The organism is Variovorax sp. UC122_21, from assembly GCF_044056785.1.
Classification (GTDB): Bacteria; Pseudomonadota; Gammaproteobacteria; order Burkholderiales; family Burkholderiaceae_C; genus Variovorax.
Map to the genome: position 1 here is coordinate 3,861,202 of NZ_CP172004.1, position 23,274 is coordinate 3,884,475.

Genomic DNA, 23,274 nt, shown 5'->3' on the forward strand with positions numbered 1-23,274 from the left:
GATGAGACAGGGCAACAACGACGGCGAGCGAGCCGGTCGGGGAATCGCGGCCTTCTGGCGCGCGCTGCCGCTGATCGTGCTGCTGCTGTGCTGCGCGCGCTCCCCCGCCGCCGCAGCCGCGCCGCCGGACGACCAGCCCATCCACATCACCGAGGCCGAGCTGCAGTCGGTCAATGGCACCGGCTTCACGGCCCCGCCGCTGCTGTCCGTCGATGCCGAACTGCCGCGCGATGGCTGGAAGCCGGTCGGCCTGCCCTACACCGCCGACCGCGAGCTCGTGCCCACTGCTTCCAGTGGCATGCGCACCGTCACCGACTGGTACCGCCTCGACCTCGGCCGCTTGCCGCCCTCGATGCAGCCGCGTCTGCTCTATCTGCCGCGCTGGAAGACGCTGGGCCACATCGCCGTGTATGGCGACGGCGTGCTCATCTACCAGTCGCACGGCAGCCCGATCCACAACGGCTACAACCATCCGTTGCTGCTGCCGCTCAACCTCGCGGCGCAGGCACCCACGCCCGCGTCGGTGCTGATCCGCGTCGACCGGCTGCGAAGCAGCGGCAGCGGCCTGTCGACCGTGCGCGTGGGCCACGAGGACGACCTGTCCTGGCGCTACCAGGCGCGCCAGTTGCTGCAGGTGCAGCTGCCGTTCATGGGCAGCGCCGCCTTCCTCGCGGTCGGCGCCTTCGCCTTCGCCGTGTGGCTGGGCAAGCGGCGCGAGCCGCTGTACCTGCTGTTCTTCGCCATCTCGGCGGCGGCGTTCATGCGCATGCTGCACTACTACGTGGGCGGCAGCTACATCCCGATGTCCGACGAGTGGTTCGAATGGATGACCGTGGCAAGCCTGCTGTGGCTGATCCTGTTCGTCCACCTGTTCCTCGAGCGCCTGCACCGCCAGCCCTCGCCCTGGCTCACGCGGCTGTCGGTCGGCCTCGTGCTGGCCTGCAACCTCGCCACCCTGCCGCACGTCTCGCGCTCGATCGTCAGCCTCTACCTGTTCACGCCGCTGCTGAACCTCGCCGTGCTGCCCGTGGCCGTGCTGATCTTCTCGGTGAACCTGCGCAAGGCCTATCGCGTGCAGCTGCCCGAGGGCCGGCTGGTCGCGGCCTGGACCATGATCGCCGTCGCGTTCACCGGCTACGACGCCCTGCTGCAGAACAACCTCGTGGGCCCCGAGAGCGTCTACACCTCGCCCTACGCCATCATCGGCCTGTTCTTCGTCTTCTCGTACATCATGTTCCTGCGCTACACCGGCGCCTTCGCCGAGGTGGCGCGGCTCAACAAGGGCCTGGCGCACCGGCTGAGCGAGCGCGAGGACGAGCTCAAGCAGAGCTACGAGCGGCTGCGCGTGGTGGAGAACGAGCAGATGCTCAACGCCGAGCGCCGCCGTCTCATGCAGGACATGCACGACGGCCTCGGCTCCTCGCTGATCGGCGCCATCCGCTCGGTGGAGCAAGGCAGCATGAGCGACGCCTGCATCGCCGACATGCTCAAGGCCTGCATGGACGACCTCAAGCTCGCCATCGATTCCATGGAGATCGTCGACCCCGACCTGCTGCTGCTGCTCGCGACGCTGCGCTTCAGGCTCGCGCCGCGCATCGAGGGCGCCGGCATCGCGCTGCGCTGGGAGGTGCGGCCCGTGCCGCACCTGCCCTGGCTCGACCCGGGCAGCGCGCTGCACATCCTGCGCATCATGCAGGAGTGCATCGCCAACGTGATGCGCCACACGCGCGCCACCACCCTGCGCGTGAGCACCGCGTCCACCGACGATTTGGTGTGCGTGACCATCGAGGACAACGGCGCCGGCTTCGACGTGGCCGAGGCGCTGCAACGCGGTGGGCGCGGGCTGCGCAATCAGCAGCAGCGCGCACGCGCGATCGGCGGAACCGTGGGATGGCAGTCGGGCAGCGAGGGCACGCGCTTCACGCTGTGGCTGCCGATCGAACGCGAGACCGTACCCGCCACGGCCTGAGCCCTGGCCGCCCGGTTGCTCAGAGACGCGCCGCGGCGCTCGGCTGGCTCGGCAGGCGCAGCGTGCTGGCCTGGGAGTCCGGCGGGCACGGCGCATCGGAGTAGACCGCATCGCCTTCGGGCATGACGCACTTCTGGACCTCGATGAAGGCCGGCGCGGCCTTCTTCTTCGTGGCCGCGTCGGCACTGGCCATCGTCGTGTCGAGCCGGGCAATCGATGACACGACGGGCGCGCGGACCGGCTCGACACGCGGCGCGTTGTCGATGACGGGCGCGGGCGCCTTCGCCTGCTCCGGCACGATCGACGGCGGCAGACGCGGTGCGCGCCCCGCGCTCTCGTGCACCAGGCTGCTGAGCGCCAGGTAGAACAGGAACACCGCGAGCAAGGCGACGCCCAGCCCCAGGCCCCAGTACCTGGGCGCGCGGACCGCGCGCAGCGACTCCATCAGCGGCGCGGCCATGCCAGGCCTCCGGACTGCAAGGCACCCGCCAGCTTCGCGATGCCGCCCGTGCCGCTCGCGGCCCGTCCGATCAGCGCGCCGCCCGCTGCCCCGGCGACGATGCGCGTGAGGAAGGAACGGCTGCGGCCGGCGGCCAGCAGCAGCAACACGCCGGCGCCGAGCACGATCAGGTGCTCGCCGGGATAGTCGGCGCGGGCGGCGTCGACCTGCTTGAACTTGTCGATGGTTTGTTCGAGGGTCATGGCTGAAGGTCCTTCCTGTCTTCAGCCGTTGTACGGTTCCGATGTCGCCTGGCCTTGTAGGCGCGCGCCATCTGGCCCCTAGGAATCCACCTCGAAAACGCCGCGGATGGCGCCTCGCGGCAGTGCCGGCAGCGACTCGGGCTCGACCGGTGACGCGGCCCGCTTCCCGTCGGGCAGCACGAACAGCCCGATAGGCTCGGGGCCGAAGGCAAGGATGCTCATACGCTTTTGCGATGGCTCCACCAACAGTGGCGACTCATCACGGTCTTTCCGGGTATCCAATGAAATGCAGCGATGCATGGGCGCCCGTCCCCGGCTCTTCCGCAACAGGATGAACGGGTCCCTTGGCAAGATATTCCATGCGATCGTTCGCGACGGCCGCCACATGGATCTCGGCCTCGGCGACGCCAGCACGCGAGATCGTGAACAGCGGCGAGCCGCGAGGTGTCGATTGGGTCGAGGTCTCCGCGATCTTCTCGATCGATGCCGATGGCGATGTCAATGGCAGCTACGGCTATGTCTACGACGCCCGGGGCCCCATCTCGGCGCGGCGGACGGCAGGTAGCGCGCCGCGCCGGCGGTCCCGCACGACGGTTCGCGCGAGACCGCGCCGCATCAAAGCAGCTGATAGATGCGGAAGTCGACCCGTCCCGCCGACATCTCGTTGTAGCCCACGAGCACCAGGTCGTTGACCCAGGTGTAGCGCGCGTCCGATGTCTCGAGCTTGGGCGTGGTGCGCAGGTAGGTCTCGCCGAACGCGAGTCGCTCGCCCCTGGCCAGCCGCGCGCGGCCATCTGGCGGCAGCCTGGCGACGCCCTTGCTCTCGAAGTAGATGAGCGCGCCATCGTCGGTGCGCAAGGCACCGCGGATGTCGAGCCGGCTGATGCCGTCCGCGCCGATTGCGACCCAGTCGACGCTGCCCGGCAGGAACTGGCCGCTGAGCTTCGGCCCGTCGAGCCGGCCGCCCTTGCCGATGTAGGGCACCAGCGTGCCGCGCGGCGTGGGCACGACGATCGGCGTCTCGAGATCGACCCGCAGGTCGCACAGGTGCCGGATCGGCAGCGCTTCGAACAGCGGCTGTTCGAGCAGTGGTCGCTTGTCGAGGATGGCGCTCATGGTCAGCTCAATGCAGCCTTGATTTCGGCGTAGTCGAAGAAGGTGTCCTTGCGCGTGACGAGCCCGTCGCCGTCGACCTCGACCACGTCCAGCGCATGGAAGCCGCGACGCTCCTTGCCCGGCGGCTGGAAGGTCAGCGTCCAGTCGAGCGTCCAGTGCCGCTCGCCCAGCAACAGGCGGCGCGTTTCCACACCGAAGCCCGGATAGCGCGCGAAGACTTCGCCGAACTCCTTCAGCAACGCGTCGTTGCCCCGCACCGCCGTGCCGCGGCCGTGCGCCTGGAAGCTCGAGTCCGGCGCATGCAGGGCCACGATCGCCTCGGGGTCGTGGGAGAGCCAGGCCGAGGCGTAGCGATCGGCGATGGCGGCAAGATCCAACTTGACAGGTTCAGACATGGGAAGCCTTTCGAAGGGTCGATTGCATTCGCGGAAGTCCTATCGATTCCGCGGTGCGCGAGGCGGGTTTCACCCCACCCGGCGAACGGTCGCGACTATACCTATGATTTTCATAGTGACAAGCGGTATGATGCCGGCAATGACCCAAAAATCGCCTCCACCCGCGTCCGCCGAGCACGAGGCGGCGCATGCGCATTCGACCCTGTGCCCGATCGCACGCGCACAGGTCATCGTCGGCGACCGCTGGACCGTGCTCGTGCTGCGCGAGCTGTTCCTCGGCAATCGCCGTTTCGAGGAGATCCAGGTGCAGACCCAGGCCACGCCGCAGATGGTGGCGAGCCGACTCAAGAAGCTGGAGGCCGAAGGACTGATCGAGCGCCGCCTCTACAGCGAGCGCCCGCCGCGGCACGAGTACCACCTCACGCCGATGGGCATCTCGTTCCACCCGGTGTTCCTCGCACTGCGCGCCTGGGGCGAGACATGGTGCAAGGGCGAGCACGAGGAGGTCGCGATTCGCTACACCCACATCCCCTGCGGGCAGGACCCGGGACTGGGGCCGGCCTGTCAGTCGTGCGGGAAGGAGATGCGGCGGGAGGAACTGTCGGCGCGGCTCAGCGGGTCGTTCGATGCGGAGCGGCGGGAGCGGTTGCAGGCGTTCAAGGCGGGGCGGGTGTAGGGAGAGTCAGCGGCTCCCCGCTCATCGCTTCCCCGCCGCCCCACGCTCGATCACCTTGCCCGTCTCGTTCCCCTCCTCCCGTCCATCCGCATAGCGCCGCATGTAGTCGAACACCTTCGCCTGCGACACCTTCACCATCTGCCCCGCGTGCAGGCCGGCCACTTCCACCGGCTCGTTCTTCAGCATGCCGTCGATCGCGTCACCCTTCCAGCCCGTGACCTCGACCCACATCCACTCGTTGCCGCCGCTGCGGGTGATGAAGGGTGCCTTCACGAGGATGTATTCGCTCGGCGCGAGGCCCTTGGCGAACGCGTCGCGCAGCACGGGCAGTTGCGTTCGAGCGAGCTTGCTGGCCGCGAGGATCTGCTCGTTGTGCTTGATGCGCGACACCGAATCGTCGGCGGCGCCGAAGGTGCTCTTGAGCAGGGCCATTTGCTGCGCCGAGCGGTCGGGGCCCGGGTAACGGTCGAAGCCGATCTCGTAGAGCCGGTTGCGCGGATCGCCGCTCTCCCAGGTGCCCGCCACCAGCGACAGCCTGGCGGGCGTGGTGCCCTTGGCCTCCTTGTCCTTCGGGTCGCGCAGGCCGCCCTGCTTGAGCGTGCGCAGGTCCAGGTCGAACTGGCCGGGCCTCGCGATCTGCGCGCCCTCCGCCATTGCCTGCGCGAAGCCGTTGACCAGAATGCCCATCGGTCGATTCATCGACCACGAGAACTGGCTCACCACCACGTCGGGCAGGCCGAACTTTCTCATGCCGAGCGTGATGGCGCGCGCGAGCTTGTTGTCGGCCTGGTAGGCGTGGATCACGATCTGCGAGGCGATGTCGGGAATGCCGCTGGCCCAGGGGTCGACGCGCCGCTTCTGCCATTCGTCGGGCGTGAACAGCTCGCGCGTCTCCTCGTCCCAGACGAAGCCGTTGGTGTCGCGCGCCACCTGCAGCGTGAGTTCGAGCGCCTTGCGCATGGCCGGCAGTGCCAGCTTCGAGGGATGCGCGAAATCGATGATCAGCGCCTGGCTGCTGCCCTGCAGCGCCTCGGCCTGCTCGCGCGTGATGCCATGGCCGAAGCGCTGCAGCATCTCCATCTCGGGCGCGCGATAGGTCTGCTGCACGGTCGTGGTGTTCCAGTTCGCGAACAGCACGGGGGCGGACACCTCGGAAGGCCTCGGCATCGATGCCAGCAGCTTGGGCGCGTCTGCGAGCTTGGCAAGCCGGCTGCGCAGCGTGGCCATGGGATCGACCTTGGGTCGCGGTGCGTAGTAGATCGCGAACTGCGCGTGGACCGGGCCGGCTTGCAGCGGCGAGCCTGCGGGCACGGGGGTGCCGGGCTTGGGGGCGGTGGCGGGTGCGGCGGCCTGTTGTGCCTGTGCGAACGCAGGCAGCGGTGCAAGCGCCGGAGCGCACAGCAGCAGGGCAGCGAGCAGGAGAGGACGGAGCGACTTGGGCGGGAGACGCATGGTTCCGAGTCTGGGTGGTGAAGGGTTGGCGGATTGTCGGGGGAGTTGCGTGACGAACGCCTACCCGATGCAGCACATGGCTCATGAGGAAGATCCGGCCATCGGCGGCAGCCCGCCGGACTGACGACTCTCGAAGCCTGTCGTTCGCGGCGCCGGCACAGTGCGGCCATTGCAGACCCTTCGCTCACGAACATCGTGCGAAGATCTTTCATGTGGAACCACGATCACGAGAAACGGTTTGCGCTCCCACCGTTGCAGGCGGTCGACTGACCCATTTGCCGTTCCCCGAGCGAGCATGACCGATGACCCCGAATCCACCCGCGCTTCCCGACCGCATCCAGACCGCGCGCCTCGAACTCCGCGCACCCGAGATTTCCGATGCGTCGGCGATGTACGCCTCGTACACGCAAGATGCGGAAGTCGCGCGGTACATGGTGTGGCGTCCCCACGCATCCGAGAATGCAACGCGCGATTTCGTCGCTGCATGCGTCGCTCATTGGCACACCGGTTCGGCCCGTCCCTACGTCATCACCCTGAAGACAAGCGGTGAGCTCGTGGGAATGCTCGAGGCGCGTACCAGGGGGCACATCGTGAACATCGGCTACGTGCTTGCACGCGAGCATTGGCGTCAGGGCCTGATGCCGGAAGCCGTTCGGGCCTTGACGGCAGAGGCGCTGGGACTGCCAGAGGTATTCCGTGTCGAGGCAACCTGCGATGTCGACAACCTGGCGTCGGCGAGGGTGCTGGAGAAAAGCGGCTTTCTGCTGGAAGGCCGACTCGCCCGCTTCACGGTTCATCCGAACATCGATGTCGAGCCGCGCGACTGCCTCATCTATGCGGCCTGCCGGTAGTGGTGAGGACGTCGACACAGAAGTGTTGCCTTGGCTCGACGCTGGGATCGGCAAGGTTCATGGATTGCAAGCAGGCAGAGCAGAAACGGCCCGCGTTCGCGTTCGATCGCCTCAAGCCGCCTTGCGCCGCAGAAACATGTGCGTAGCCCGCTCCCCGCCACCTGCCGCTCGCAGCTGTAGCCCAGCGCCGGAAGATCCAGCCCTTCGAACAGCGCCTCGCCCTGGCCCAGCAGCACCGGCCGCACCGCCAGGTGCAGTTCGTCGAGCAATCCGGCCTTCAGATACTCACGCACGGTCGCAACGCCGCCGCCCACCCGCACATCGCGCCCGGCCGCGGCATCGCGCGCCAGTGCCAGCGCCTCATGGATGCCACCGGTCACGAAGTGGAAGGTGGTGCCGCCTTGCATCGTCAACGGCGCGCGCGCATGGTGGGTCAGCACGAAGACCGGCACGTGGTACGGCGGCTCGTCGCCCCACCAGCCCTTCCAGTTCTCGTCGGGCCACGGGCCGCGCACCGGACCGAACATGTTGCGCCCGAGGATCCAGGCGCCCATCGAAGCGAAGCCCTGCTCGGCGATCTCGTTGTCGACGCCGGTCTCGCCCTTGGCATCGCTCCCCTTCTGCATCTGCTGCCAGACCTGCGTGGGAAAGAACCAGTCCATGAGTTCGGGACCGCGAACGCCCAGCGGGTTCTGCAAGCTCTGATCGGGTCCGGCGGCGAAACCGTCGAGCGAAACGCCGAAGCTGCGCACGAGCAATCGGGACATGCTGTCGTCTCCTGCAAAAAAGGAGGAGCAGTCTAGCGCTCGGTGCTCCTGAAAGGCGACGACGTTGTTGGTAATAAGAAGGTTCGAAAAGCCGAACGCGTCATGGGGTGGGCTAGGATGAAGAACGCGTCCCGGGTCTGCCATGGCTCGGGAAACCATGAGATTCATTCGTTGGTCTGCCGCGCTCGTGCCGGCACCACTCGCTCCGAACAGATCCCCATGTCCCTGCGCTCCCTCTTCTCATCGTCCGGCAAGAACAAACCCACCGAACCCCAAGCCGAGGCCGTCCACACGACCCAGGGATGCCAACGCCTCGGCCACCCCCGAGTTCCGCATTCGCGTGAGCAACAAGGCCATTCCCGACGCGGACGTCGCCTGGTTCCTTCACTTCCTCGAGAGCCGCGTGGCAGAAAGAAAAGTTCAGCGGCGGCCAGAGCCTCCAGGTCGGCTGGATGTACACGAAGATCGAGGACACCGACGACGGCTTCCTGCGGATCACGGAACCGGACATGCAGCAGATCCCCGTGCGCTTCATCGATTCGGTGGACAGCACCTTGATGCAACTGCGCAACCAGAAGGATGTCGTCGAGAGCCTCGTCGCGGAGGTCGCGCCGGAGTTTCCTTCCTTGCAGGACAGCGTCGTGGTGCACGTGGACTACAAGTCGGCGTCGCGCATCCTGCTCACGCGCGCGGAGCCTGCCGACGCGAACGACTCGGGCTGGTGGTTCACCGATCTCGACGACAAGGAAGGTTCTCAAGATCCGTCGCGCTTCACGAAGACCTCGCTCTATCAGTTGGCGATCGACCGGCCGGACCTGGTGAAGTTCTTCGCCGTGCCGGCGGACCTTCGCGTCTACATCAAGGGGCCCGTCATCGCCGTACTGGGGCCCGAGAGCGAGATCGAGCAGAAGCCCAGGCTCCTACCTGAGCGAACTGAACCGCGCCGGGCAAGAGCGCGCCTGACAAAGGAACCCCAGCCATGACCATCAAGCGAATGGACAACGTCCTGATCGTCGTCGACGATCTCGAAGCCGTGAAGGCGTTCTTCATCGAACTGGGCCTCGCGCTCGAAGGCCAGACCACGGTGGAAGGGCCCGACGTCGGCAAGCTCGTCGGGCTCGGCAACGTGAAATCCACCATCGCGATGCTGCGCACGCCCGATGGGCAAGGCATCGAGCTCGACAAGTTCCACACGCCGGAGGCCGTGCGGTTCGGGCCCGTGGCAACGCCGGTGAACGCCCTGGGAATTCGCCGCGTGATGTTCGCCGTCGATGGCCTCGACGACGTCGTCGCGCGCATGCAGGCCCATGGCGCCGAAATCATCGGACAGATGCAGTATGGAGAGTCGTACAAGCTCGCCTACATTCGCGGGCCCGAGGGCATCATCGTCGGGCTGGCGGAGCAGCTCGGGTAGGCGCCAACATCTTCGAGCATTCGTCTACGGCGACCCATGCGATGTTCTTCTTCAAAAAATCCTCGCAGCGAAAGCCCAAGCTCCTTCAGCTCTCCGAGTATCTCGACCTCCTGGAAGGTGGTTTGGTCAGCACCGACATTTCAGACGCAACGAAGGCCTCAGCCCTGAACCTGGCGCGTGAAGTCTGGGACTCGCTCGCTCTGGGCGCATGGATCGCGATCAACCCTACCGCCGTCATTGCATGGCGCAACAAGAAGAGTGGCCATGTACTTGTCCACATACCAGTTGCCGGGGACGATTGCTTTCTGATCGTTCCGCTCGTGGATGAAGCGGCCGCACCGGACTCCTACATCTTGTTCGACATAGGCGCCGAATATGTGAATGCGACGTTCTCCTGCCCGGCCCTTGAACTCGCAGGCATCGCCACTGAAGACGACATTCGCCAAGCAATCCCCGAATTGCGAGGAAAGGCAGATCCCTTCGCCATCCTGGACTTGCGTGGAGGCACTTACATGCAGGTCTACGCGGATGCGCAAGGTTTTCATCTCGAGCACCAACTCGTGACTTCCGCTGCGCACTACCGCTGCCTGGACGTTGTCGGCCCCGATGAAGCGGTCGATGCATTCCTTTCGTACGCTTTCGGAAACTACGACTGGGCGTACAAGAGACGTTGGGAACGAATCGCACTGTGACGGCAAGAACCCGCGTCGTCGCTCTGGTGTAAAGTCCCCCGCCGAGCCCACAAACTCGCCGCGCTGCAAATCGCACGCACCCTCATCCAGCCCCAAAGGCCCGATGAACCCCAGCTCCTGTTGACCCGACGAGAGCCACCACGTACCCATCCTCGACGGATGGCTCTTGTTGTCAGGTCACCGCATCCCCGCAAGAGAGATGCGCGCAAGGAGTTGCCCCGTGCCCCCTCATCATCGAAACGCCCCACCCCTCTGGCTGCTGATCGCCCTGTCGGCGCTTGGCGTTCTGCCGCTGAACATGTTCGTTCCTTCCCTGCCAAGCATCGCGCGGGAGTTCGACGCCGAGTTCGCGACGATCAATATCGCCGTGGCCGGCTACGCCGTCGTCACCGCGTTGACGCACCTGATTGCCGGCGCGCTGTCCGACAGGTTCGGGCGCAAGCCCGTTCTGCTGGTCGCGCTGCTCGTCTTCGTGATCGGCTCCATCGGATGCCTCTTCGCGCGCAGCATCGAAGTGTTCCTGGCCTGCAGGCTGCTCCAGGGCACCGCCATTGCCGGATACGCCATGTCGCTGGCCGCGATCCGGGACACGGCGGGCGAAGGCATGGTCAGCCAGATCGGCTATGTCTCGTCCGCCTGGGCGATAGCCCCGATGCTCGGCCCCACCGTAGGTGGCATTTTCGACAGCTGGCTGGGCTGGCGCGCGAACTTCGCCGCCTTCGCGCTCATGGGAACCGCGGCGCTATGCCTGGCCCTGCGCTACCTGCCGGAGACACACCACCATCGCTCCACGACGATGTCGGAACAGCTCGACGGGTACGGCCAACTGCTTCGCTCCGGGCAGCTCTGGGCCTATGGGCTCTGCATGGCCTCTTCCATCGGCACGCTCTACGTCTTCATCGGCGGCGCGCCCGCCGTGGCCATGCAAACGTATGGAACCTCCGCGGCGATGGTGGGCGCCTACATGGGACTGGTGCCCGCGGCCTTCATCGTCGGAAGCTACACGGTTGCACGCTGCGGACGGCGGTGGCAGCCGATCCAGTTCATCGTTGCCGGGCGACTGCTGACCTGCGCAGGCCTGCTGGTCGGCGTGGCGTTGGCAGCGCTGGGGTTTGCTCATCCGCTCGCGTTCTTCGGCCCCTGCGTGTGCGTGGGACTGGGCAACGGATTGACAATGCCCACGGCCAACAGCCGTGTGCTGTCGATCCACGCGGGCTTCGCCGGCACCGCGCTGGGCCTGGCTTCGGCCATGACGGCCATCGGCGCTGGCGCCACTGCCTTTGCGGCCGGGTTGTTCGTCGACGAGTCCCATCCACGCAACGCCCTGCTCGCGGCGATGTCGACCACGTCGCTACTCTCCTTGGGCATCGCCGTATTCATCGCACGTTCGGAGCGGCAACAACGGCGCATTCGATCGCAACCAGACTGAGGTTTTTCAGATGAACGTCAATCCGACAATCGATTCCACGCTTCGTGTCGCGTTGGTCACGGGATCCACTTCCGGCATCGGTGCCGCCATCGCGCGCAAGCTGAGTCACGCGGGCTATGCCGTGGTCCTTCACTCTCGAAGTTCCGCGGAAACAGGCCGTGCAATGGCTGCTGAGATGAAGCAGGCCATCTACATTCAAGCCGATCTTGCCCTGGAAGCAGACAGGGTGCGGCTCGTCAGCGAAGCGATCGCCGCCTGGGGCCGACTCGACGTGCTGGTCAACAACGCGGGCATCAGCAAAGTCATTCCGCACGCGGACCTCGCCGCCGCCACTTCCGCGGTGTGGCATGAACTCCACGAAGTCAACGTCGTGGCGCCGTTCCATCTCATCAGGTTGGCCGAGTCGGCCTTGCGCGAAGCCGCCCTGCGCCGTCGAGCAGGCTGCATCGTCAACATCAGCTCACACGCGGGCGTCCGCCCGAAGGGCGCATCCATTCCCTATGCGGTCAGCAAGGCCGCGCTCAATCACATGACCCGCCTGCTCGCGCTGTCGCTGGGGCCGGACATTCGCGTCAACGCCGTGGCGCCAGGTCTGGTCGACACGCCGCTCACAGCAGACTGGACCGCCGCACAGGAGCTGTGGCGCGAGCGTGCTCCCATGCATCGGGCCGCAAGCCCGGACGACATCGCGCACGCTGTTGCAATGCTGGTTGCCTCGGACTACCTCACCGGTGAAGTGCTGCTGTCGGATGGCGGATTGAATCTGACCTAGGTGGGACACCTGCGATGGCCGCCACCACTCTGCATGAGAAGACTAGGCGGCCTCCGCAGGGGGCTTCGCGATGAAGGCCTGCTTTCCATGCCGATCGAAACCGGCCGATTCGTAGAACTTCAACGTCGCCTCATCCTTGCGACCGGTCATCAGCATCACCTTGTAGCAGCCCGCGGACCAGGCCGTGTCGAGCGCTTCGGCCAACAAGGCCTTCGCGTAGCCTCTGCCGCGGTACGCCGCATGCGTCACCACGTTCTCGATCACGCCGTAGGGCCTGCAGCCGCGCGTGAGGTTGGGGATCAAGGTCAGGTTGCAGCTGGAGACCAGCTCGGTGCCGTCGAATCCACCGAAGTAGTGGAAGTGACGACTTGCAAGGATCTCCTGCCAGACTGCTTCGACGACAAGCGGTGCGGGAAGCGGGTCCTCCGTCGCGTGAAGGTGCTTGTAGAGATCGAGCAGCGCTGGCAGGTCGGTTTCGAGAAGCTTGCGAGTTTTCATGTTCGGCGTGAACGGAAGGTCGAGTCCCTTGCAGCGCGCGGGCCATATCCGCGATTCTCGCCAGCACACCAGCTTGCGCGGCGGCAATCGCGGCATGGAGGCTCATTGCATGGCTTCGAGGTCAACAATGAGACGCCCACTCCATTCGCTCAGTACGAGGCCACCTTCAGAACCTCGCGCCGAGTTTGCATTCGGCCACCTTCTCAGCGCTGTAAATCTCTACAGTAGATGCCCCTCTCCTCCAACGACCCGTTATGTGGGCAAGAAAGGCAGCACACACGAACCCTGAACGGATAGATAGATGAACGAATCAACCGCTTCGCCTCGCGGCGGGCCGTCGATGCATCGAGCATCGCGGCGAACGTGGGGCACAAAAGGCGACGGCCAAGGTGCTGACACACCCTGGCCGTCTAACCACAAGACGTGCAACACCTTGAAAGGAGCACACCAAATGGCTAGACGGATTATGGCCCGGCGTCGCACGCCGGTATCTCGCGACGCGGCAGCGCCCACCTACACAGGACCCGGGCCCGAGGATCTTCTGGAGAACAAGTTGGAGCAGCTCACATCGCTGCTTTGGTGTAGCCATGGGAGCGGAACCCGATGGCGCGAGGATGCAGGGGGGTACCCATCTCAACAACGTGATCTGGCTGGCCTATGAGCTGGCGCGTGAAGCGAGCGAGTTGCATCAACAGTCGGCATACCGATGAGCTGTTTGAAGGGATGTATTGAGGAAATTACGCAAAAACGATCAGATATCTTGAGAAACTTATCCTCGCGCAATCGTCCCTCACATCCAATCTCCAAGCTTCAAATTCGCCTTTGCAGCGGGCCCAGTCCTTCGACTTGCTTGACTCACCGTCGTAAAGCGGTCGATCAACCAATCTCGTTTGCGATGCGTTTGGGCCCAGATTGGACTTAGGCCACTGCAGGCGCCGCGCCACCGTCAGAAGCTGGAACGCCTCCAATCTCAATCGCCGGTGCTGCCGGCGTACTCGGCCCCGGAAGCTCATGGACGTCCGACAGTCCACGCTCGATGGCACGCGTCCGGCGGCCCAGTTCGTCGAACTTGTTCGCCGCCTGATCGATCGACTTCTTGGTCGCATCGACGATGTCGCCAAACTTCTTGAACTCGGCCTTGGCCAGGCCCAGCACCTTCCAGACCTCCGAAGAGCGCTTCTCAATGGCCAGCGTCCGGAAGCCCAAGCGAACGCTGTTCAACAGTGCCGAGAGCGTGGTTGGACCTGCAATGATGACCCGGAGGTCCATCTGCAGCTGCTCATGCAGGCCCGGGAACCTCATGGCCTCAGCGAACAGTCCTTCGGTCGGTAGGAACAGCACCGCAAAGTCTGTCGTCAAAGGCGGCCGGATGTACTTGACCGAGATCTTCTTGGCCTCAGCTTTCAGGGGACGACTCAAAGGCCGAAGTCGCCTGAAGGATCTCAGCCCGGTCACCGGTCTCGTGGGCGTCGAGCAGCATCTGATACGGCTCGACGGGGTACTTTGAGTCGATGGGCAGCCAGACCGGCTCTTCATCGGCCGGGCTGGGGATGCGGACCGCGAACTCGACAATCTCGTTGCTGTTGCTGCCACCAGTCTTCAGGTTCTTCCTGAACTGCTCTGCGGTGAACAAGCTCTCGATGATGGCGCCGAGCTGCACCTCACCCCATGTGCCACGAGTACGGACGTTCTGCATGACCTTCTTCAGATCGCCGACATTGCCTGCCAAGCTCTTCATCTCGCCGAGGCCAGCATGAACTTGCTCCAGACGCTCGCTGACCAGCCTGAAGGAATCCCCAAGACGTTGCTCCAACGTCGCATGGAGCTTCTCATCGACGGTGCGACGCATCTCCTCGAGCTTCTTGCCGTTGTCTTCCTGGATGGCCGCCAAGCGCTCATTCAGAGTCGTGCGCACCTGTTCTGAGCTCTACTGGTTGGCCGCCGAGACCGACAGCAGCTTCTGGCTGACCGACTCCTGCAACGTCGAGAATTGGTTGCGCATCTGGTTGCCGTTACCTTCGAGCTGGTCCTTCATCGCCGACGACATCGACTTCAGCTGCTCCAGCACGTCGGTCTTCAGCGACTCAAGCGTCTGACGCGCGATCTGGCTCAGCGCGTCGAAACGCTCTTGGATGCAGGTCTCGAAAGCTGTGGCGTTTTCCGCTACGGCCTGCCGCGACTTGACCGTCTCTTCCGCGAGATTCCTCAGCAACACTGACAGCTCCTCTCGGAAGGCCGTCAGCGTCTGTGTGGCCTCTGCTCGACCAGCAGCCGCATCCTGGTTCGCCTGTGCAAGATGTGCCAGAAGCGCTTGGCCCGACTGTTGCAGCTGGGTGGAGAGCGCCAATTGCAGAGCTTCAAATCTTGCAGTCAGAGATCCGTCCAGACTGGCCAGGCGTTGCTCGAGCTTGCCTTCAAACTGGCCGAAGGCCTCCTTGAGCTCAATGCGAGAGCTTCGCGACTCTTCGAGTGCCTTGCCCATCTGCTCGTTGACGGCAGTGCGGCTAGCTTCGAGGCCTTGGGATGTAGCTTCCTGGAACTGGGTCAGCTTGCGACCAAGCGCAAGCTCGAAGCTTGAGATGCGAGCTTCGAGGCGTTCCTCAAACATCTGGAACGCTGCCTGCAGCTCGACTCGCCCGTTTCGTGACTCTTCCAGGGTCCGGCCTAGCTGGTCGTCAAGTGTCTTTCGGGAGGCGGCAAAGCCTGCCCCCATCTCCTCCGTGAAGGCCTGGAGACGTCGCTCAACGCTCTGCGCGCCACCTTCCAGTCGACCTTGACCTTCAACAACGCGAGACACGTTTTGCTCAAGGAGCGACAGCCGCGTGGTGAGCTCTAGGGGCATCTCCAACCGCGGCCTGCGGAGCAATAGAACCAGCCCAACCAGCAGCGACAGGCCGGTCAATGCAACAAGAACGTACAGCGTCGTTTGCTCATCAGCCATTTTGGGGTCCACGATGGATGTTCAGGATCAATGTTGGGGCGGCTTCGGGCTTCCCACTGAAGCAATCCAGCAAAGCGTGTTGACCAAGCCCATCTGGGCAGGGGTCATGCACTTGATGGAAGTGAGTTCTGGATTGGCCACGAGGACGGCAAGTGACTTGGCGCGAGAGACGGCCACGTTGAGCCGGTTCTTGCTGAACAGGAACTCCATGAAACGTGGCAGCTCTGCCTCGCTGGAGGTCGTCATGGAGATGAGCACCACCTCGGCTTCTTGCCCTTGGAACTTGTCCACCGTTCCAACGCGCGCATCTGCAGGGAGCGTCTCACGCAGCAGGTTCACCTGCATGTTGTACGGAGCGACCACGAGGATGTTTTCAGCCGTCATTGGGCGAACCGATCCGTCGTTAGCCGTGTAGCGCTGGCGCAAGAGGTCCTCGTAGAGCTGCCTGATCAGCAGAGCCTCCTCCTGGCTCTGCTGAGAGCACCCCGAGTGGTCGATCGGCGCAAAAACAATTCCCGCAGGCTTGAACAGCGGCAGCGCATCGTCACGCAGGACGAGCACACGTTTCACGTTGTTCGCCTGCGGTTCCAGCCGCGAATCGTAAACCGCATCCGAGATGAAGGAGCACACCTCGGGATGCATCCGCCAAGTTGTCTCCAGAAAGATGCCTCGGTTGGGTGCAATCGTCGCTACGCCATCCAGCAGGTAGTCCAACGAAGAATCTCCTGAGCGTCCAGGATGGACACCCTGGGTCGGCTGAGAAAGCTGCATTTGGTCGCCCAGCAGTACCAGGTTGCGCGCACTGGTACCCACGGCAATCAGATTGGCCAGGGACACCTGCCCTGCCTCATCAACGAAAAGGTAGTCCAGATACTGGTCAGCGCTCGGTCGCGCGAACAGCCAAGCTGTACCTGCAACCAGGTTCGCACCGCACGAGAATGCCTCATCGTTGTCGTAGACGTTCTCGATGCCCTCACCTGGGTACTCCGAGTCTTCTCCTTTGGTGGACTTCTTGACGCCTTTGAAGGACACGCCCTGCTCCTTCGCCACCTCGACCACTTTCTCCAGCAGATGATTGATGGGTCGATGCGAGTTCGACGTGACCCCCACCCGCTTGCCGGCAGCCAGCAGTGCCACGATAACGTGCGAGCCGGTGTAGGTCTTTCCGGCACCGGGCGGTCCCTGGATGAACAGGTAGCTGTCCTGCATGTTCAACACCACCGCAGAACAGGCCTCGACCGTCGCGGCTCCCTCGATCATGTGAGCTTCAGGGGCCTTGCTTGCAATCGACGGCACATCTCGGCGAAGCACACTCTCCAGGGCCAGGTACCGATGGTCTGGGCTGCTGCCGGTTTCAAAGACACCTTGTTAAGGTGTGAAATGAAACCGGAGGTGGTTCATGGAGAGAAGAAGGACATTCAGCCGCGAGTTCAAGCTCGAGGCGGTCAAGCTGGTCACTGAGCGTGGGGTGACCGTGGCCCAGGCGGCCAAGGACCTGGACGTACACGAGAACGTGCTGCGCAAATGGGTTCGCGAGCTGCGTGAGGCACCGCAGGAGGCCTTTCCGGGCAATGGCAAGCAGACGGCCCAGGACGCGGAGATAGCCAGGCTGCGCAAGGAAGTGGCCAAGCTCAAGATGGAGCGCGACATCTTGAAAAAAGCCGCGGCCTACTTCGCGAAGGAGTCGATGTGAAGTTCGGCTTCGTGGCGAAACACCGAGGGGCATGGCCGGTCAATCTGATGTGCGAGGCGCTCGGTGTCTCGCGAGGCGGCTTCTACGCTTGGCTGGCGCGCCCCAGGAGCCGGCGCAGCCTCGATGACGAGAAGCTGGGCGCTCAGGTGCACCAGAGCTTCGTGCACAGCGACCGCACCTATGGCGCCAGGCGCGTGTGGCGCGATGTACTGGAGCAGGGCCAGCCTTGTGGCCTGCACCGCATCGAGCGGCTCATGCGCGAGCAGGCTCTTCGTGCACGTCCCAGGCGCCGGGGCTTACCCAAGGACCGGGGCGAGCGCTGTGCGATTGCCGACAACGTGCTGGACCGCCAGTTCCAGGCCGATGCACCGAACCAGAAGTGGGTGGCCGACTTCACCTACATCTGGACGGCCGAAGGCTGGCTGTACGTGGCAGCGGTGCTGGACCTTTACTCGCGTCGCATCGTGGGCTGGTCGATGCAAGAGAGCATGACCTCGCAGCTCGTGGTGGACGCGCTGATGATGGCCGTATGGCGCCGGGGCAAGCCAGTAGCACTGCTTCATCACTCGGACCAGGGCAGTCAATACACCAGTGCGCACTTCCAGCAACTGCTGCGCGAGCAAGGCATCACCTGCAGCATGAGCAGAGCCGGCGAGGTCTGGGACAACTCGGCGATGGAGAGCTTCTTCAGCTCAATGAAGACCGAGCGCACGGCCAGGCGCGTGTACCGCAGTCGGGAGCAAGCTCGGGCCGATGTGTTCGACTACATCGAGCGGTTCTACAACCCGATGCGCCGGCATTCGACGCTCGGCTACGTCAGTCCCGTACAGTTCGAACAAGCTCAAAAAGCTTAGGTCGGTGTCAACGAAACCGGCAGCAGCCCACATCCTGGATGACTGCCGTCGAGATTGGCTTGCCCGGGCCAAGATTCAAGTGAGGCGGCGGAGCCTCCTTGGACGGACCGACCTTGAACTGAACAAGCTTGGCTTCGACACCCATCCGAATGTCGCCGAGCGCATCCGCGTTGTCCGCTCGGGTGACGCTGCTGCCATCACGAAGCTTGGTCTCCTGGACGGGGTATGTGTAGGTGTAGATGAGAGAACGCTTGTCCTTGAACGGAGGATTGTTCGGGTCAACTCGGAGCCCAGCCAGGCACTCGGGGTCCTCCATCAGCTCGTCTTCGCTCATCTCCATGCGTGCAAACATGGCCCAGTACGCTGGCTTGTCAGCGCGTCGGTGGAAGTCGAGCAACTGGTAGGTCAGCTCCCGGGCAGACTGGTCAGCCGCCCAGGTGAGCCGATCTTCGGGCAACGGCTCAACCAAGGCCGCCCGATACGGAACCAGGCGAGCCTCCGCATCACTCAAGGGCTGCGATGAAGACGAAGCCGCAGCGCCTCCATTCAACACCGGAGCCGCGGCCCACGGCATCGCACCAGGCCGCAGGGTCAGGAGCCAGTCCCTGAGCTCCTGCGTGGATCGAACGTCGTCTTCGTTGTACTTCTCGATGGCGTCCAACAGGGCTTGATCGTCGGTCTCCTTCCAGCGCTCGTACCAGACGATGCTGGCGCCGGCATTGGTGACGTCGCCCTCGCGTGCTTCGAGATAAAAATGCTCAATGTTCTTGATGGAGTAGCGAGGCTCGGAGACCATGATGCCTTCACGCACCACTTGGTAGAGGTCAACAAGCACGCCGCGGCGCAGCCAGTTGTCAACCTCGGCTTCGCGTGTCGCGTGAAACGTCATCAGCTTCTTGAGCGCCGTCTCCTCGTACTTCGCATAGTGGTAGACGTGCGCATCGGGAAATTCCTTCAAGCGTGCCACTACGAAGTCGACGAAGCGTTCGAAGGCAACTCGCTCTTCCTGACGGCTGTGAGCCCAGAAGCCCTTGAAGACCCACTTGCCGCCATCGCTTAGGTAGAGCCCCGAACAGGTACTCCAACCCGCCCTCTTCCAGCGGGTCGCCTTCCATGTCGAAAAACATGTCGCCCGGGCTCGGCTTTGGCATTCGACGCAGGCCTCGCCCCAATTCCTCCGGCAGGAGCACCACTCGGCCTTTGCCGGTGCTCCTGGCCTCGACTTGAAGGCTCGCCTGAGCGCGCAGTTTCTCCAGCGTCGCCGCAGGAAATTTGGCCACCTGCGCACCAGGCTGCAGCTCAGCCAGCTTGGCCATCGTGTCGACGCCCGCCGCCCGGAGCTTCTGGATCTGGCCACGGGCGATATTGGCAACCTGGTTGAGGTGATCATCCTCCAACCACTGCGCCTTGCAAAGATGACTCCAGCGGCACACATCGCAGTGATTGCAGGGCTCCGGGTAGGTCTCCTTGCGCCCCTCTTCCATGCGCACCAGAAAGCGCGCCAGCAAGGCCTCGAAGTAATGCGCGTAGTCGACGCAACGATAGGTTTTGCGCGTCCGGTCTCCCAGGATGACATGCATCGACTGAGGCGCCACGCCCTGCACTACTGCCAGCAGCTTCGAATAGAACGACAGCTGCACCAGGAACTTGGCTTTGGGCGTCCGCGAGAGCTTGGTGTCGGAGACCTCGTAGCTGTAATCGCCCAGCGCCGAAGGGGTTGGCACCTTGATCAAGAAGTCAGCGAAACCGGCGAGGTTTCCCTGAAGCAAGGTGGCCTGAAAGATGACATCGACCCCAGCCTGCATGGCATCGATGGTTGCTGCGACCTTGCTTTCAAGCGTGGTGTTGCCGTCGGCGATGTCGACGACCGCCAGCCCCTGATCTCGCAAGTGCTGCACGTAGGCGTCTTCGTGCTCATAGCCCTTTTGCTGGATGAGCTGAGTCGACTCGTCCACATCCGCCAGCGGCAGTGGATATTCGAGATGACGCAAGTCGAGCGACGTGATGTGCTCGCACTCGAGGAAATTGACCAGATCAGTCGCGGCGTAAAGGCGCCCCGAATCTCGGTTCTGCATATCCTCTCCCCCTTTCAACCATTTTGTTAAGGGGGCTCGGCGTCGTCCATAGGGGGCGGCACCGAGCGGATGACACCCAGCGCGAGCTGCGCTGTGAGGCAAGCCCTCAACGGCAGATCAGCATGCGACAAGAGGTGGGGCATTACGCCCCGCCCTCAAAAGGCAGCACCGCTTACTTGCCGTGCTCCTTGCGCACGCCTTTGAAGGGCGTACCGTCCTTCTTCTGGTCCATGAAGCGGCCGGTGTCGGTATCGCGCTTCACCCAGGTCTCGGTGACGGGGTTGTGGGTCTGCGAGCGGTCGCGCACGGCGCCACGGCGAGCGTTGTCACCAACAGGTGCGTTCTTAGCCATTTGGATCTCCTTAGACGTTGAGGGTGTGGGTCCAGCGCGGCAGTCCGCTGCGGGACAGGAAGTCCACCAGGTGCTTGCTGCCGAAAAACCGGATACGGTCGCCGGAGCTGTAGGCCAGAGCCGCCTGGTCCACCCGCAGGTTGCTCGCGCGCGCCTTGGCGGTCAGTTGCGCCAGGAGCTCGCCGTTGGCGCTCGTGGTGCCGCTGCTCGACCGGGCGTCGAAGACTGCGAAATTGACCCAGCCGCCGCTGACAGCGGGCTGCCGGAGGTGGGCAAAATTGATCTGCATCGCGTTACTCCATGCCCACTTCAACTGCAGGCATGAAACGAATTCTTCAGTGCCACCAGCTCACGGAATGAGCTAGCCATATGGCCTCACTTGTAGATCTTTGCGGCGGCGCGCAACTGATCCCGAACCCGCGCGCGCAGCTCCGGCGGAGCCAAGACTTCCACGTCCGCGCCGAACCGTAGGATGTCCATCACCAGCTCCTGGTCCTTGGAGTACGGCACTTCGAGCTGGTAGCTGCCATCATCTAGCCACGTGCAGGCCTGGTGCGTGTGCCAGCGCTCGAGCGACACGTATTGCGCTCTGGTCTTGCTGAACTTGAGCACCGCCCATTTGTCGGCCTTGCCCGCATAGATGCCGTAGCCGCTCTGGAAGTGCTCCGCCAAGACCTCCCTGGCCACCTCTTTGGCAGGTATATCGGTGAGTTCCACATGCTGGATCGCGTCCAGGGCAAAGGAGCGAAGCTCTTTGCGCCAGTGGCACCAGGCGTCCAACAGCCAGTTCTCCCTGTAATGGACCAGCCGTATGGGGGGAAACCTCACGATCATTCACTTCGTTCTTGTCGCGGTGGTAGTAGCGCAGGCTAACCCTCTTGCGCTCAAGCACCGCCTGCGTCAACAGCTCGAAGTTCTTCACCTCGACGCGCCTGCCTGCGAAGTGGATGAGCTTGATGCGCTTCTCGATGTCCTTGGCCGTGGCCGGCGACTCGCCCAGCAGCGCCTCCAGCTTGTCTTTCAGAGGCTGGAGATGCGGCTCGAGCAAGCCCGGTTGAACGCCCGTTATCAGGTGTTGCATCGCCAAAAGTGCGTAGATCTCGCTGGCGTTGAACCACAGGCCTGGCAACTCAAATCGCTTGCCGCCGGGAAGGTCACCAATGACCCACTTTTTCACGTACCGGTCGAAGCTGATCGGGCAGTCGAGGCGGTCCCTCAGGATGTCGATGTCGCGCTTCAGCGTGGACATCGAGACCTCAAGCTCGTCCATGAGCTCTTGCATCGTCGCGCCATCCCTGAGACGCACGATGCCCAGGATCTTGTGGACACGCTCCGTGCTCTCCTTCTTCGCTCTTGGCGGCATCTTCACTCCCTCGTGAAAACTTGGTGCTTCTTGGTTTTGGCGGAGTACAGCAGGAGAGGTAAAGCTGCGCAAGCTTTCAAGAAGCACGGACGAGCGCGTTGCTTTATTGCAACATATCGCCCATCAGCTTTGCATTGCTACCACTCAGCCCATTGATTCTCACCGATGACCATCTCTTTTTAGCTTGTTATGGCACTAACAACCTATGAAACGCCACTATGCGGCTAGGCCATCTAACGAATTGACTTGGCGACCTTGCTGAGCAAACCTCGACTTCTCACTCAAGCAACGACCGAGCGGCATTTGATCTCAGCAACTCTGTGCCCACGCTCTCCTGAGGAATCCACAGACCTTCTTTCCACATCGCCTCGATATCTGGGGCGAGGCTCGGAAGCCATCGTCGCAGCATCGCCAGGTCGTCAAGCACTCGACGAACGCCGTCCCTTCGTCGGCCGGATGCCAAGGCCAGACTGTACAAATCGAGATCTGGCGAGATCTGCTCAACGCCAACGCCTTTCATGCGTAAAGGAATCGCAAATCCGTCGGGGTCAAGGTCACCGAAATACAGCACTGAGGTGCCCTGCACCTCTCGCAGGACTTCATCGAGCGCCCTACTCGTTGAAGAAACCGCGTAGCCGGCACCGTAAATGACAGCCGCGTACCTCCTCGCAGTCACGTTCCACTCGCCCAGGCTCCAATAGGTGTGATGGTTCTCGACGATCACCACGGGCCGCCCAGGCGCTTCAGCCTTCCGGTACGGCAGCGGCGGGGAAACCAAGAAGGCGCCGATTGCGCTTAAGGGCAGCCGGCCAGAGAACAACGCATCGTTGCGTACGCGTTGATCCAGAAACTTCTCATCTCCGAAGATGTCAAGCGCCCGCTCCTTCAAAGGCACTGGCATGAGCTCACCGTTGCGTCGTCGAAGCCATTCGTTGATGGCAAAGGCAGCCTGCCTCTCAGAGTCAGTCAAGCGCGTCCAGAACCCAAATGAAGGTAGCCACGGCAACACGGCCCAATCCGGCTGCGCTGCTCGCTGCCCCTCGCTGGTGAGCGTGATGAACTTCGGCATGCGCGGCGTACCGAGCTTCTCGAAGCTGCTGTCTGCTGGGAGAGACAACACGCCCTGGTCCGACATCTGCTCGAGTGCGTCCAGCATCAGGGAGTCCCGCCCGGGATGTTGTACCTGCTCTGGATGCAGACTGAGCCAAGCCTGTCGTAGCTCCACCAGATTCACGCGCTTTCGTGGACGCGCTCGAAGATGGT

Annotated in this window: 25 protein-coding genes and 4 pseudogenes; 9 read left to right on the plus strand and 20 right to left on the minus strand. The window is 63.5% G+C overall.

Annotated elements, in window-relative coordinates; genetic code table 11:
- Window position 1: 1 nt before the first annotated feature.
- A complete protein-coding gene (locus ACHMXE_RS30665; protein ID WP_395347863.1) occupies window positions 2–1,969 on the plus strand; it encodes an ATP-binding protein in 1,968 nt (655 codons plus the stop codon).
- Between the two features lie 19 nt (window positions 1,970–1,988).
- Here ACHMXE_RS30665 and ACHMXE_RS30670 read toward each other — a convergent pair whose 3' ends face one another.
- From ACHMXE_RS30670 to ACHMXE_RS30695, 6 genes are all read right to left on the minus strand, one after another.
- Window positions 1,989–2,429 carry a hypothetical protein gene (locus ACHMXE_RS30670; RefSeq protein WP_395347864.1) on the minus strand — a complete coding sequence of 147 codons (441 nt, stop codon included), beginning with the start codon at window positions 2,427–2,429 and terminating at the stop codon, window positions 1,989–1,991.
- Entirely contained in the window at window positions 2,414–2,671 is a 258-nt protein-coding gene (locus ACHMXE_RS30675; RefSeq protein ID WP_057595408.1) for a hypothetical protein, read from the minus strand. Before ACHMXE_RS30675 ends, ACHMXE_RS30670 begins: the two co-directional genes overlap by 16 nt.
- Window positions 2,672–2,749: 78 nt before the next feature.
- Window positions 2,750–2,893: a hypothetical protein gene (locus ACHMXE_RS30680; RefSeq protein ID WP_395347865.1), complete on the minus strand. Its 144-nt coding sequence runs from the start codon at window positions 2,891–2,893 to the stop codon at window positions 2,750–2,752.
- A 37-nt stretch (window positions 2,894–2,930) separates the two neighbouring features.
- Window positions 2,931–3,173 carry a hypothetical protein gene (locus ACHMXE_RS30685; RefSeq protein WP_395347866.1) on the minus strand — a complete coding sequence of 81 codons (243 nt, stop codon included), beginning with the start codon at window positions 3,171–3,173 and terminating at the stop codon, window positions 2,931–2,933.
- A gap of 113 nt (window positions 3,174–3,286) precedes the next feature.
- Entirely contained in the window at window positions 3,287–3,787 is a 501-nt protein-coding gene (locus ACHMXE_RS30690; RefSeq protein WP_203205480.1) for a DUF3237 domain-containing protein, read from the minus strand.
- A gap of 2 nt (window positions 3,788–3,789) precedes the next feature.
- Entirely contained in the window at window positions 3,790–4,182 is a 393-nt protein-coding gene (locus ACHMXE_RS30695; protein ID WP_203205479.1) for a nuclear transport factor 2 family protein, read from the minus strand.
- 139 nt (window positions 4,183–4,321) lie between these two features.
- Here ACHMXE_RS30695 and ACHMXE_RS30700 point away from each other — a divergent pair, with 139 nt between their 5' ends.
- Window positions 4,322–4,858 carry a helix-turn-helix domain-containing protein gene (locus tag ACHMXE_RS30700; protein ID WP_203205478.1) on the plus strand — a complete coding sequence of 179 codons (537 nt, stop codon included), beginning with the start codon at window positions 4,322–4,324 and terminating at the stop codon, window positions 4,856–4,858.
- 21 nt (window positions 4,859–4,879) lie between these two features.
- On the opposite strand, the gene ACHMXE_RS30705 is transcribed toward ACHMXE_RS30700, so the two are convergent.
- Entirely contained in the window at window positions 4,880–6,169 is a 1,290-nt protein-coding gene (locus tag ACHMXE_RS30705) for a DUF2314 domain-containing protein (RefSeq protein ID WP_395347867.1), read from the minus strand.
- Window positions 6,170–6,612: 443 nt separating this feature from the next.
- On the opposite strand from ACHMXE_RS30705, the gene ACHMXE_RS30710 reads away from it, so the two are divergent.
- Window positions 6,613–7,161: a GNAT family N-acetyltransferase gene (locus ACHMXE_RS30710; protein ID WP_395347868.1), complete on the plus strand. Its 549-nt coding sequence runs from the start codon at window positions 6,613–6,615 to the stop codon at window positions 7,159–7,161.
- Between the two features lie 111 nt (window positions 7,162–7,272).
- On the opposite strand, the pseudogene ACHMXE_RS30715 reads toward ACHMXE_RS30710, so the two are convergent.
- A pseudogene (locus ACHMXE_RS30715) lies at window positions 7,273–7,928 on the minus strand (dihydrofolate reductase family protein).
- 452 nt (window positions 7,929–8,380) lie between these two features.
- On the opposite strand from ACHMXE_RS30715, the gene ACHMXE_RS30720 reads away from it, so the two are divergent.
- The 5 genes from ACHMXE_RS30720 (at window position 8,381) to ACHMXE_RS30740 (ending at window position 12,235) form a co-directional block, all read left to right on the plus strand.
- Window positions 8,381–8,911: a hypothetical protein gene (locus tag ACHMXE_RS30720; protein ID WP_395347869.1), complete on the plus strand. Its 531-nt coding sequence runs from the start codon at window positions 8,381–8,383 to the stop codon at window positions 8,909–8,911.
- A complete protein-coding gene (locus ACHMXE_RS30725; protein WP_395347871.1) occupies window positions 8,908–9,342 on the plus strand; it encodes a VOC family protein in 435 nt (144 codons plus the stop codon). The genes ACHMXE_RS30720 and ACHMXE_RS30725 overlap by 4 nt, the downstream gene beginning before the upstream one ends.
- A gap of 41 nt (window positions 9,343–9,383) precedes the next feature.
- On the plus strand, window positions 9,384–10,034 hold the full coding sequence (locus ACHMXE_RS30730) for a hypothetical protein (protein ID WP_395347872.1): 651 nt from the start codon (window positions 9,384–9,386) through the stop codon (window positions 10,032–10,034).
- A 220-nt stretch (window positions 10,035–10,254) separates the two neighbouring features.
- Window positions 10,255–11,463 (plus strand): multidrug effflux MFS transporter, encoded by a 1,209-nt coding sequence (locus ACHMXE_RS30735; protein WP_395347873.1) that lies wholly within the window; start codon window positions 10,255–10,257, stop codon window positions 11,461–11,463.
- A 10-nt stretch (window positions 11,464–11,473) separates the two neighbouring features.
- Window positions 11,474–12,235, plus strand: a complete 762-nt coding sequence (locus ACHMXE_RS30740; RefSeq protein ID WP_395347874.1) for an SDR family NAD(P)-dependent oxidoreductase — start codon at window positions 11,474–11,476, stop codon at window positions 12,233–12,235.
- Between the two features lie 42 nt (window positions 12,236–12,277).
- Here the strand turns inward: ACHMXE_RS30740 and ACHMXE_RS30745 are convergent, their stop codons facing one another.
- The 5 genes from ACHMXE_RS30745 to ACHMXE_RS30765 all read right to left on the minus strand — a co-directional run bounded on the left by ACHMXE_RS30745 (window position 12,278) and on the right by ACHMXE_RS30765 (window position 16,934).
- Window positions 12,278–12,829, minus strand: a complete 552-nt coding sequence (locus tag ACHMXE_RS30745; RefSeq protein WP_395347875.1) for a GNAT family N-acetyltransferase — start codon at window positions 12,827–12,829, stop codon at window positions 12,278–12,280.
- An 822-nt stretch (window positions 12,830–13,651) separates the two neighbouring features.
- Window positions 13,652–14,152, minus strand: a complete 501-nt coding sequence (rmuC, locus tag ACHMXE_RS30750; RefSeq protein WP_395347876.1) for a DNA recombination protein RmuC — start codon at window positions 14,150–14,152, stop codon at window positions 13,652–13,654.
- Window positions 14,130–14,624: a DNA recombination protein RmuC gene (gene rmuC, locus ACHMXE_RS30755; protein WP_395347877.1), complete on the minus strand. Its 495-nt coding sequence runs from the start codon at window positions 14,622–14,624 to the stop codon at window positions 14,130–14,132. The genes rmuC (ACHMXE_RS30750) and rmuC (ACHMXE_RS30755) overlap by 23 nt, the downstream gene beginning before the upstream one ends.
- A gap of 36 nt (window positions 14,625–14,660) precedes the next feature.
- Complete coding sequence (locus ACHMXE_RS30760) at window positions 14,661–15,674, minus strand: hypothetical protein (RefSeq protein ID WP_395347878.1); 1,014 nt, start codon at window positions 15,672–15,674, stop codon at window positions 14,661–14,663.
- 27 nt (window positions 15,675–15,701) lie between these two features.
- On the minus strand, window positions 15,702–16,934 hold the full coding sequence (locus ACHMXE_RS30765; protein ID WP_395347879.1) for a DEAD/DEAH box helicase: 1,233 nt from the start codon (window positions 16,932–16,934) through the stop codon (window positions 15,702–15,704).
- 139 nt (window positions 16,935–17,073) lie between these two features.
- Between ACHMXE_RS30765 and ACHMXE_RS30770 the strand changes: the two genes are divergently transcribed.
- A protein-coding gene (locus ACHMXE_RS30770) for an IS3 family transposase (RefSeq protein ID WP_395347880.1) occupies window positions 17,074–18,221 on the plus strand; the annotation gives its coding sequence in 2 pieces (ribosomal slippage) (window positions 17,074–17,335 and window positions 17,335–18,221; 1,149 coding nt in all).
- Between the two features lie 7 nt (window positions 18,222–18,228).
- Here the strand turns inward: ACHMXE_RS30770 and ACHMXE_RS30775 are convergent.
- The 7 genes and pseudogenes from ACHMXE_RS30775 to ACHMXE_RS30805 form a co-directional block, all read right to left on the minus strand.
- Window positions 18,229–19,239 (minus strand): annotated as a pseudogene (locus ACHMXE_RS30775) (TM0106 family RecB-like putative nuclease); the annotation flags it as partial.
- Window positions 19,240–19,291: 52 nt separating this feature from the next.
- Window positions 19,292–20,296: pseudogene (locus tag ACHMXE_RS30780) on the minus strand (TM0106 family RecB-like putative nuclease); the annotation flags it as partial.
- Window positions 20,297–20,468: 172 nt separating this feature from the next.
- Window positions 20,469–20,648: a hypothetical protein gene (locus ACHMXE_RS30785; protein ID WP_395347881.1), complete on the minus strand. Its 180-nt coding sequence runs from the start codon at window positions 20,646–20,648 to the stop codon at window positions 20,469–20,471.
- Between the two features lie 10 nt (window positions 20,649–20,658).
- Window positions 20,659–20,937 carry a hypothetical protein gene (locus tag ACHMXE_RS30790; protein WP_395347882.1) on the minus strand — a complete coding sequence of 93 codons (279 nt, stop codon included), beginning with the start codon at window positions 20,935–20,937 and terminating at the stop codon, window positions 20,659–20,661.
- A gap of 86 nt (window positions 20,938–21,023) precedes the next feature.
- Window positions 21,024–21,428: a helix-turn-helix transcriptional regulator gene (locus ACHMXE_RS30795; RefSeq protein ID WP_395347883.1), complete on the minus strand. Its 405-nt coding sequence runs from the start codon at window positions 21,426–21,428 to the stop codon at window positions 21,024–21,026.
- Between the two features lie 472 nt (window positions 21,429–21,900).
- Window positions 21,901–22,011 (minus strand): annotated as a pseudogene (locus ACHMXE_RS30800) (hypothetical protein); the annotation flags it as partial.
- Between the two features lie 277 nt (window positions 22,012–22,288).
- Window positions 22,289–23,167 carry a Wadjet anti-phage system protein JetD domain-containing protein gene (locus ACHMXE_RS30805; protein WP_395347884.1) on the minus strand — a complete coding sequence of 293 codons (879 nt, stop codon included), beginning with the start codon at window positions 23,165–23,167 and terminating at the stop codon, window positions 22,289–22,291.
- Between the last annotated feature and the right edge of the window lie 107 nt (window positions 23,168–23,274).